Below are 9,973 nucleotides of genomic sequence, written 5' to 3' on the forward strand. Positions count from 1 at the left end.
AAACTCAATTTCTCGACTCCGGCTGAGGTCTTTTTCAAAAATATTTCGTAATGTTGCACTCGCTGGTTGACTCTGCCCCATTCATTATCTCTTTAAGCGATATGTTAAATAAGTTTTCACTTCATCTTTATTCCAAGGAATATGCGTATCTTTGCATCGAATTTAAAAGTGGAAAGATTTGAGTAGCTTGCAACCACGGAAAAAAATGCTAAAACACAAGTTCGTTTTTGATTTTCCCCCTCTTTGTATTCCTGCTCTTGTCCGTACACGGCATTTATTAATCCTTTTAATTTATAAAACAGAAATGGGATATTTATTCACATCCGAATCGGTGTCTGAAGGACACCCCGACAAAGTGGCGGATCAGATTTCCGACGCTGTGCTTGACAAACTGTTGGCGTACGACCCCAGTTCGAAAGTAGCTTGCGAAACATTGGTCACTACCGGACAGGTGGTGCTGGCAGGAGAAGTGAAAACAAAGGCTTACATCGACCTTCAACGAGTAGCACGTGAGGTGATTAACCATATCGGTTATACCAAGAGCGAATATATGTTCGAAGGCAATTCGTGCGGGGTACTCTCCGCTATTCATGAACAAAGCCCCGACATCAACCGTGGCGTGGAACGTGAAGACCCTATGAATCAGGGTGCGGGCGACCAGGGGATGATGTTCGGTTATGCAACGAATGAGACCGAAAACTATATGCCGTTGTCGCTCGACCTGGCGCATAAGTTGCTGATTGTGCTTGCCGAAATCCGTCGTGAAGGTAAAGTGATGACTTACCTTCGTCCGGATGCGAAAAGTCAGGTGACTATCGAATATGATGACAACCGGCGTCCGGTACGTATTGATACAATCGTAATCTCTACGCAGCATGATGAATTTATTTTGCCAGAAGACGATACGCCGGAAGCACAGGAAAAGGCAGATCGGGCAATGTTGGAACAGATTCGCAAGGACGTAATCGGCATCCTGATTCCCCGCGTGATAGCCGAGATTCATCATCCGGAAGTGTTGAAGTTGTTCAACGACCAAATTACGTATCATGTGAATCCTACTGGTAAGTTTGTTATCGGAGGACCTCATGGAGATACGGGATTGACCGGGCGTAAAATTATTGTGGATACTTACGGAGGTGCAGGTGCACATGGTGGTGGTGCCTTTTCGGGAAAAGACCCCAGTAAAGTGGATCGCAGCGCTGCATACGCCGCACGTCACATAGCCAAAAATCTGGTAGCAGCGGGTGTGGCTGATGAGGTATTGGTACAGGTGTCGTATGCCATTGGCGTGGCACGTCCTATAAATATCTACGTCAACACTTATGGACGAAGCCATGTAGCCATGAGTGACGGTGAGATTGCGAAGAAAGTAGACGAGTTGTTCGATATGCGTCCGTATGCCATCGAGGAACGTCTGAAGCTCCGTAATCCTATTTATAGTGAGACAGCCGCTTACGGTCATATGGGACGTGAACCGAGAAAGGTGATCAAGCATTTTGAATCGGCTTACGAAGGCAACAAAGATGTGGAAGTGGAGCTTTTCACATGGGAAAAACTGGACTATGTGGATAAAGTGAAAGCGGCTTTCGGGCTGAAGTAAAATAATTATAATGGAAACGCAGATTTTCGCAGATTAAGAAGCTGTTTTGAATTTCTCCAAAAAGTTTTTCTTGGCTTGATGTACCCGTTTTCGTGTGTGCTTTGGGCGATTTTTTGGTCTTTTTCGCTCCTGTTCTTCGTCAGATAGCCCGCTATCTTCCTCATCACAGAAGCGAAAATGCCTCAAAAACTCATCCCAAATCATCGCACGATAAATTCAAAACAGCTTCTAACGCAGAAAGAATTTTTTAATTTATCTGTGAAAATCTGTGTTAATCTGCGTTTCATGAATCACTTGACATTATGAGTGAAATAAAGAATATCTGTGTATATTGTGCATCCAGCCCGCAAATTGCTCCGGTTTATTTTAAAGCTGCCGAAAGGCTGGGATATCTTTTGGCGGAAAAAGGGATAAACTTGATTGATGGGGCAGGTAAGGTAGGGTTGATGGGGTGCCTTAACAATACAGTCCTTGCTGCAGGCGGTACGGTAACGGGTGTTATTCCCCGGTTTATGGTAGAGCGGGGCTGGCATCATTCCGGCTTGACACAGTTGGTGGAGACAGAAACGATGCACGAGCGTAAGAGCTTGATGGCGCGTATGTCGGATGCTGTCATTGCGCTTCCTGGAGGATGTGGCACGATGGAAGAATTGTTGGAAGTCATCACGTGGAAGCAACTGGGACTTTACCTTAAACCGATTGTTGTCTTGAATATCCAAGGGTTTTATAATCCGTTGATAGAAATGTTAGAGAAAGCCATCGGCCAGCAATTTATGCGTCGCGAACACGAATCGCTTTGGCAAGTGGCCTTTACTCCCGAGGAAGCTGTGGAGCTATGTGTTTCTCTTCCGGCATGGGACAAGAAAATCTGTAAATTTGCAGCTGTATGAACGATACATGCTCCGTCGGATTCGAATACATTGTCGAAAAGGTACACGAAGAGTCCTTGCAACTCGATAGTGCCTTGGTGAGAAGTATGCAGACTGTTTCTGGTATGCCGGGTGAGGTTTTACCTTACCAGATTCGTTCCGAATGGTCGGTTACGTGCCTGATTTTGTTTTGTTTCCTTGTGTTTTCGCATATTGTGAAGAATGGAAAGAAATATATCATCCAGCATATCAGAAGCCTGTTTCAGCGCAAGGACCGCAGTAGCCTGTTCGATGAGGTGCAAGGTACGGACAATGGGTATACGATGGTATTTCCACTCTTGACTTGTATTTGTTACGGTCTGTTTTTCTATTATTATTCGGTGGAGTCATTTCCGGCATTGGTTTATGTTACTCCTCACGAGGCATTGATTGGTGGGTACATTTTGTTGTCGATTTTTTATATGTTGTTCAAGTGGGGAAGTTATAATTTTGTCAACTGGGTTTTCTTTGAGAAGGAGCAAAGCAAGGCGTGGATTCAGACATACTTCGACCTTCTTAGTGCCCAATGTTTCCTGTTGTTGCCTATTATCTTGTTCATTATTTACTTTCGTCCCGATGTCATTATTAGTAATATATTGATAGCTTTTACGTTGATTTCCGCTAAAATATTGTTATTTTATAGGGGATTTAGGAACTTTTTCAACCAAAGTTATGGTTTTCTACATTTTATTCTGTACTTTTGTGCCCTCGAAATGGTACCCCTTTTGCTGTTGGCGAAAGGTATCCTCTATATGAACCAGATTGTGATTTTAAATTTTTAGTGCCTTGAAGATTAAAAAAGTCCTCGTTTCTCAGCCTAAACCTACATCAGAAAAGTCACCTTATTTTGACATTGCTGAGAAGTACGGAGTGAAAATAGATTTTCGCCCGTTTATAAAAGTTGAGAGTTTGTCGGCAAAGGAATTTAGACAACAGAAGATTTCCATATTGGATCACACTGCTGTCGTATTTACTTCGCGTCACGCCATAGACCATTTTTTCAACCTTTGTGCGGAGTTGCGTGTAACTGTCCCTGAGACGATGAAGTATTTCTGTACTTCGGAAGCCATAGCTTTGTATATTCAGAAATATGTTCAATACCGTAAGCGGAAAGTATTCTTCGGCGCTACGGGCAAGTTTGTCGATTTAGTGCCTGTAATTGTGAAGCACAGTACGGAGAAGTATCTGATTCCGATGTCGGACGTGCATAACGATGAAGTGAAAGACTTGTTGGATAAACATCACATCCAACATACTGAAGCGGTGATGTACCGTACCGTAAGTAATGATTTCACACCGGAAGAAGATTTTGATTATGATATGCTGATTTTCTTCAGTCCGGCTGGAATCCAATCATTGATGAAGAACTTCCCTAAGTTCGAGCAGAAGGATATCGCCATCGGAAGTTTCGGACCGACTACGGCAAAGGCGGTAAAAGATGCAGGATTGCGTCTGGATTTGGAAGCTCCTACGGTAGCTGCTCCTTCGATGCCTGCCGCATTGGATATGTTTATCCGCGAACATAATAAATAAGATTCATCGGTATATATTGAAACGCAGATTAACGCAGGTTGGCGCGGATAGTATAATATAAATCTGTGAAAATCTGCGTTAACCTGCGTTTCTTTAATATTCAAATTATGACAGAACCGGTAAAAAAAACTTTTCCGAAAAAGGAACATTTAAGCAGCTTGCTGGTGATTGACAAATTGTTTGCAGGAGGCAGCAAGTCATTGGCTGTTTTTCCTTTGCGTATTGTTTATATGCCGGTGGAAAATGCAGGTCTTCCTGAGGTCTCTGTCTTGATTAGTGTCTCTAAAAAGCGTTTCAAGCGTGCGGTAAAGCGCAATCGGGTGAAACGGCAAATCAGGGAAGCCTACCGTAAAAACAAGTCTCTGCTGACAGATGCTTTAGAAGCGAAAGGCAAGAAACTTGCGGTCGCTTTCATTTGGCTCGATGATGAGCTTCATGCTTCTCCGGAAGTAGATGAAAAGGTGAAAAAGTTGCTCCAGCTGATAGCGGAGCGTGTCGGATGAAGCATGAAAAAGATACTTTCGTTTTTGCTTTTACTTCCCATTTATTTTTATCGGAACTGCATTTCTCCCTTTACGCCTCCATCGTGCCGGTTTACACCCACATGTTCGGAATATGCCGTTCAGGCAATAAAGAAACACGGTCCGTTCAAAGGGCTTTACCTTGCCATACGCCGCCTGTTGCGGTGCCATCCGTGGGGAGGTTCGGGATACGACCCTGTTCCTTAGTTATTCACTACAGAGGATTCTTAATTCTTCATTCTTCATTTATATGATGTGTTTTGATGTCCATACTCATCACTTATCTGCATGTCCTTCCGAAGCTATATTCAATGCCGATAGCAAGTATATTCCTTTACCCGATGAAGCTATGTGGCTTTCGGTGGGGATACATCCGTGGTATCTTACTTCCGAGAATTATCCGATGCAGCTCCGGTGGATAGAATCTGTGTTGGGAAAAGACAAGCGGGTGATTGCTTTGGGAGAAGCGGGGCTTGATAAGTGTTGCCATGCGCCTTTTTCCTTGCAAGAGGAAGCTTTCCGCATGATAGTTTCTCTTTCCGAACACTACAGCCTGCCTCTGGTTATCCATGCCGTAAAGGCTTATAATGAATTGATTGCCTTGAAAAAAGAAATTCATCCTTCCCAGTCTTGGATTGTCCACGGCTTTCGGGGAAAGAAGGAACTGGCGCAGAGTCTCGTAAGGCAAGGGTTTTACCTCTCTTTCGGCGAACATTATCACGCGGATGCATTGCGGTATATGCCTGAAGGAACCTTCTTGCTGGAAACCGATGAGAGCCGTGTGCCTATCCATACCTTATACCATAGGGCGGCAGAGATACGTGGAATCCATCCGGATTTATTGGCGGATAATGTCAGCCGGACGGTTAACTCGCTCTTTTTTAACCGGTAAAAATTGGTTATTCAGATAAAGTGTCGTACTTTTGTCGTTGACTTTAATATAATGTTAAACTAAGAATCTCATTCGATGAATTTTGTAGAAGAATTAAAATGGCGCGGAATGGTGCATAACATGATGCCGGGCACAGAAGAATTGTTGGAAAAAGAAATGGTAACGGCTTACTTGGGTATCGACCCTACTGCCGATTCCTTGCATATCGGACACTTGTGTGGTGTAATGATGTTGCGGCATTTCCAGCGTTGCGGACACAAGCCTTTGGCTTTGGTGGGCGGAGCTACGGGTATGATTGGCGACCCTTCCGGCAAATCGCAGGAGCGGAATCTGCTGGACGAAGAAACCCTGCGCCATAACCAAGAGTGCATCAAGAAACAGTTGGGCAAGTTCCTCGATTTCGAGTCGGATGCCCCGAACCGTGCAGAACTGGTGAACAATTACGATTGGATGAAAGACTTCACCTTCCTCGATTTTGCCCGAACCGTAGGCAAGCACATCACCGTCAACTATATGATGGCGAAAGACTCGGTGCAGAAACGCTTGAACGGCGAGGCACGCGACGGACTTTCATTCACCGAGTTCACGTATCAGCTGCTCCAGGGATATGACTTTTTGCATTTATATGAAACCCGCGGATGTAAGCTCCAATTAGGCGGAAGCGACCAGTGGGGGAACATCACTACGGGTGCCGAATTGATTCGCCGTACCAATGGGGGAGAAGTGTTCGCCCTTACCTGTCCGCTGGTGACGAAAGCCGACGGCACGAAGTTCGGCAAGACCGAAAGCGGAAACGTATGGTTGGACGCACGTTATACCTCTCCTTATAAATTCTACCAGTTCTGGCTGAACGTGAGCGATGAAGATGCCGAACGCTACATCAAGATATTCACTTCGCTTACGAAAGAAGAAATCGATGCGCTGATTGCCGAGCATAAGGAAGCTCCACACTTGCGTGTGCTCCAGAAACGTCTGGCACGAGAAGTTACCGTCATGGTACATTCTGAAGAAGACTATAATGCAGCGGTAGAAGCATCGGGCATTCTTTTCGGAAACGCCACTTCTGATGCCTTGAAGCGTCTGGACGAAGACACGTTGCTTTCCGTATTCGAAGGTGTGCCTCAGTTTGAGGTGGCTAAGAGCGAAATAGAAGCCGGCATCAAGGCTGTAGACTTGTTTGTGGAGAAAGCCGCTATTTTCCCCTCGAAAGGCGAGATGCGCAAGATGACGCAAGGCGGAGGCGTATCGCTGAACAAGGAAAAGCTTACCGCATTCGACCAAGTGATTACTGCCGATGATTTGCTGGATGAGAAATACTTGCTTGTTCAGCGCGGCAAGAAGAATTATTATTTGATTATCGCGAAGTAAGTATAAAGCTATTCACCACAGATTACACGGATTTTAAAGTTATAGTCAATCAGAAATGAGCGAAAAATCCGTTAATCTTTTATATTGAACACAGAGACGCAGAGACACGGAGAAATTGACAATAAAAAACTCTGTGCCTTTGTGTCTCCGTGTTTAATTCTATTCATAATCAGTTGGGTTTGGCTATTGTTTTTACAAAGATAGCGTATTTTGGTTTCCTTTTCTTGAAAAATTCCGTAATTTAGCGCGCGAAATGAAAAATAAAGGAATTATGAAGATAAATGTTTGTAAAAGACTGATGTTTGCCGTATGCTTTGCTGCAGGCGTGGCGGTTTACGGACAAGACGCAACGGGACATGTCAATCCGTTCCTGAGCGAATTCAATACGCCTTACGGGGTTCCGCCGTTCGAACAGATTACGGTTGCGGATTACCGTGAAGGGTTCCTGAAAGGGATGGAAGAGCAGAAACAGGAAATCGATGCCATAGTAAACCAGCGCTCGATGCCCGATTTCGAAAATACCATTGTGGCGCTCGACCGTAGCGGAGCGATGCTGAACCGGGTAGCTTATGTATTCTTTGGGCAGAGCGGATGCAATACGAATGCAGAGATGCAGGCGTTGGAGCAGGAAATGGCTCCGTTGCTTTCGGCTCATAGCGATGATATTTCGCTGAACAAACGCTTGTTTCAGCGGGTGAAGGAAGTATATGAGAACCGTGCGAAATTCAATCTCGATAAGGAACAGGCTAAGTTGTTAGAGGAAACGTATAAAAGCTTTGTACGGAGCGGAGCCAACCTGAGCGATGCCGACCAGCAGAAGCTTCGGGCGTTGAACGAGAAGATTTCGACGCTTCAGATTACGTTCGAGCAAAACATGCTGAAAGAAACCAACGCTTTCAAGCTGGTCATTACGGACGAGAAAGACTTGAGCGGGCTGCCAGCCAGCCTGATAGCACAGGCCGCCGAGACCGCTAAGGGTATGGGTGAAGAAGGCAAATGGGTGTTTACCTTGCATAACCCCAGCATCATGCCTTTCTTGCAATATGCCGATAACCGTGTGTTGCGCGAGCGTATTTATAAGGCTTATATCAATCGGGGAAATAACGGGAACGATGCCGACAACAAGCAAGTGGTGCGCGACCTGATTACGGCACGTCTGGAAAAAGCCAAGCTGATGGGCTATGAAGACTATGCCTCGATGGTGTTGGAAGACCGTATGGCGAAGAACGAAAAGAACGTGTACGACTTGCTTAACCAGCTTTGGACACCTGCTCTTGCCAAGGCGAAGGAAGAGTTAGCTGATATCAAGGCGGAAATCAAGCGCGAGGGCAACGATTTTGAGCCGGAAGGCTGGGACTGGCGTTATTACTTCGAAAAAGCGAAAAAGCATAAATACGACATGGACGAGAACGAAATCCGTCCGTATTTGGAACTGAACAACGTGCGCGACGGTGCTTTCTATATGGCAAAACGCTTGTATGGCATTACGTTCCGTCCCTTGGAATACATGCCGAAACCGCACCCCGAAGCGCAAGTGTTTGAGTGTATCGACAAGGACGGAAAGCCCTTGGGCATCCTTTATTTCGATTTCTTCCCACGTGCCAGCAAGAGCGGAGGCGCATGGTGCGGCGAATACCGTCCCCAGTCGTATGATGAGAACGGCAACAAGGTGGTGCCTGTAGTTACGATTGTATGCAACTTCACCAAGCCATCGGCAGGTGAGCCTGCCCTTTTGAGCCCGGATGAAGCGACTACGCTTTTCCATGAGTTCGGGCACGGGCTGCATTCGCTCTTTTGCGATGTGCACTATACAGGCGTGAGCGGTGTGCCCCGCGATTTCGTGGAGCTTCCTTCTCAAATCGACGAGCATTTCACCTTCGAGCCGGAAATGTTGCAGGTATATGCGAAACATTACAAGACAGGCGAGGTCATGCCGACCGAACTGGTAGAAAAATACGACAAGAGCAGCAAGTACGGACAAGGTTTCGCTACGGTGGAATACCTTGCCGCATCGCTTCTGGATATGGATTTCCACACGCTGAAGTCGGTGCCTGCCGATATGGACGTGATGGAGTTCGAAGCCAAGACCTTGGGCGACCGTGGCTTGCTGAAGCAGATACCGTCGCGTTACCGCACTACGTATTTCGCGCATACCATGGGCGGAGGCTATACCGCCGGATATTATAGCTACATCTGGGCGGAAGTGCTCGACTGTGATGCGTTCGGAGCATACGTAGAGAGCGGAAACCTGTTCGACCCTGAAGTGGCAAGCAAGTTCCGCAAGTATGTCCTCACGCCGGGCGGCATTGATGACGCGATGGATATGTACGTCAATTTCCGCGGAAAAGGTCCCGATATCAAGTGGTTGCTCGAGAAACGTGGCTTGGATACTCCTGCGCCTTTGAAACAAGATAAGGAATAAACATAGTTAATTAACAATTAAAAGTGAATAGTTAATAACGGCAATCAGAGACATCCACCGTTATTAACTATTCATTGTTCATTATTAATTATTCACTCTTAATTATCTCCGACATGCCGGACCTATCATTTTCGTTTATCTATACCTCCTATTATAAGAAAGCGTTTAGCTTTGCCAAGTCGTATGTCCACGATGAGGCGGTGGCAGAAGATATTGCTTCGGAAGCGCTGATAGCTTTGTGGGAGAAAACAAAGGTAGAGTCTGCCGAGCAGGTGGCACCTCTTTTGCTGACTATTCTGAAAAATAAGACATTCTTTTGCGCATGTAAATATTACTCAGATAGGCCTTTAGCAGTCCGATGGAAATCGAGGGATAGTATCGTTGGCGCATGACCTTTGCGGTGTTTACCGATGCCAGTGAGGCATTGAAAGCGAAATCAAGTTTCCTCAAGTCTCTTGCCTGACAATCGTTGAGTCCGGTGAACTGCTTGGAATCCCGAAAGCAAAACTCAATCTGGAATCTTGTATGGTAGTATTCGATGATGTCTCTGGCCGACATGTCAAGGTCGGTGGAGAAATAGATTTTGTGTCCTCCCGATTCCGGATAATGAACCACGACTTTGATGTTGCGTTTCATTGCCTTTGAATATGCCTTGACTGAGTAAGCCCTTCCTCCTTCAATGTCGCGAATCTCGCAACGCTGAAGGTCGAGTTTCTCAAAAATCAATCT

At 45.7% G+C, this 9,973-nt stretch carries 11 protein-coding genes and 1 pseudogene; 10 read left to right on the forward strand and 2 right to left on the reverse strand.

The window, feature by feature from the left end:
• Positions 1-304 precede the first annotated feature (304 nt).
• Positions 305-1,600, forward strand: a complete 1,296-nt coding sequence (gene metK, locus H9625_RS16315; RefSeq protein ID WP_191765349.1) for a methionine adenosyltransferase — start codon at positions 305-307, stop codon at positions 1,598-1,600.
• A 33-nt stretch (positions 1,601-1,633) separates the two neighbouring features.
• Here metK and H9625_RS16320 read toward each other — a convergent pair whose 3' ends face one another.
• Positions 1,634-1,804 (reverse strand): hypothetical protein, encoded by a 171-nt coding sequence (locus H9625_RS16320; RefSeq protein WP_158098091.1) that lies wholly within the window; start codon positions 1,802-1,804, stop codon positions 1,634-1,636.
• Between the two features lie 98 nt (positions 1,805-1,902).
• Between H9625_RS16320 and H9625_RS16325 the strand changes: the two genes are divergently transcribed.
• From H9625_RS16325 to H9625_RS16365, 9 genes and pseudogenes are all read left to right on the forward strand, one after another.
• Positions 1,903-2,490, forward strand: a complete 588-nt coding sequence (locus H9625_RS16325; RefSeq protein ID WP_087406921.1) for an LOG family protein — start codon at positions 1,903-1,905, stop codon at positions 2,488-2,490.
• On the forward strand, positions 2,487-3,290 hold the full coding sequence (locus H9625_RS16330; protein WP_191765350.1) for a DUF4271 domain-containing protein: 804 nt from the start codon (positions 2,487-2,489) through the stop codon (positions 3,288-3,290). Before H9625_RS16325 ends, H9625_RS16330 begins: the two co-directional genes overlap by 4 nt.
• A gap of 4 nt (positions 3,291-3,294) precedes the next feature.
• Positions 3,295-4,041 carry a uroporphyrinogen-III synthase gene (locus H9625_RS16335; protein ID WP_022039953.1) on the forward strand — a complete coding sequence of 249 codons (747 nt, stop codon included), beginning with the start codon at positions 3,295-3,297 and terminating at the stop codon, positions 4,039-4,041.
• Between the two features lie 107 nt (positions 4,042-4,148).
• Positions 4,149-4,544 carry a ribonuclease P protein component gene (rnpA, locus tag H9625_RS16340; RefSeq protein ID WP_191765352.1) on the forward strand — a complete coding sequence of 132 codons (396 nt, stop codon included), beginning with the start codon at positions 4,149-4,151 and terminating at the stop codon, positions 4,542-4,544.
• 3 nt (positions 4,545-4,547) lie between these two features.
• Positions 4,548-4,769, forward strand: coding sequence for a membrane protein insertion efficiency factor YidD (yidD, locus tag H9625_RS16345; protein WP_013618288.1), 222 nt, complete (start codon positions 4,548-4,550; stop codon positions 4,767-4,769).
• Positions 4,770-4,812: 43 nt separating this feature from the next.
• The gene (locus tag H9625_RS16350) at positions 4,813-5,454 is read left to right on the forward strand and encodes a TatD family hydrolase (protein ID WP_191765354.1); all 642 of its coding nucleotides are present in this window, start codon (positions 4,813-4,815) and stop codon (positions 5,452-5,454) included.
• Positions 5,455-5,529: 75 nt separating this feature from the next.
• Entirely contained in the window at positions 5,530-6,822 is a 1,293-nt protein-coding gene (gene tyrS / locus H9625_RS16355) for a tyrosine--tRNA ligase (RefSeq protein WP_013618290.1), read from the forward strand.
• A 271-nt stretch (positions 6,823-7,093) separates the two neighbouring features.
• Positions 7,094-9,244, forward strand: a complete 2,151-nt coding sequence (locus tag H9625_RS16360) for a M3 family metallopeptidase (protein WP_140406896.1) — start codon at positions 7,094-7,096, stop codon at positions 9,242-9,244.
• 113 nt (positions 9,245-9,357) lie between these two features.
• Positions 9,358-9,552: pseudogene (locus H9625_RS16365) on the forward strand (sigma factor); the annotation flags it as partial.
• Here H9625_RS16365 and H9625_RS16370 read toward each other — a convergent pair.
• The coding region (locus H9625_RS16370; RefSeq protein WP_394354958.1) for a transposase at positions 9,536-9,973 on the reverse strand (438 nt) is incomplete at its 5' end. The pseudogene H9625_RS16365 and the gene H9625_RS16370 sit on opposite strands and share 17 nt — an antisense overlap.

Origin of the sequence: Phocaeicola intestinalis, assembly GCF_014837065.1 — a bacterium.
In the GTDB taxonomy this organism is placed as follows: Bacteria; Bacteroidota; Bacteroidia; order Bacteroidales; family Bacteroidaceae; genus Phocaeicola; species Phocaeicola intestinalis.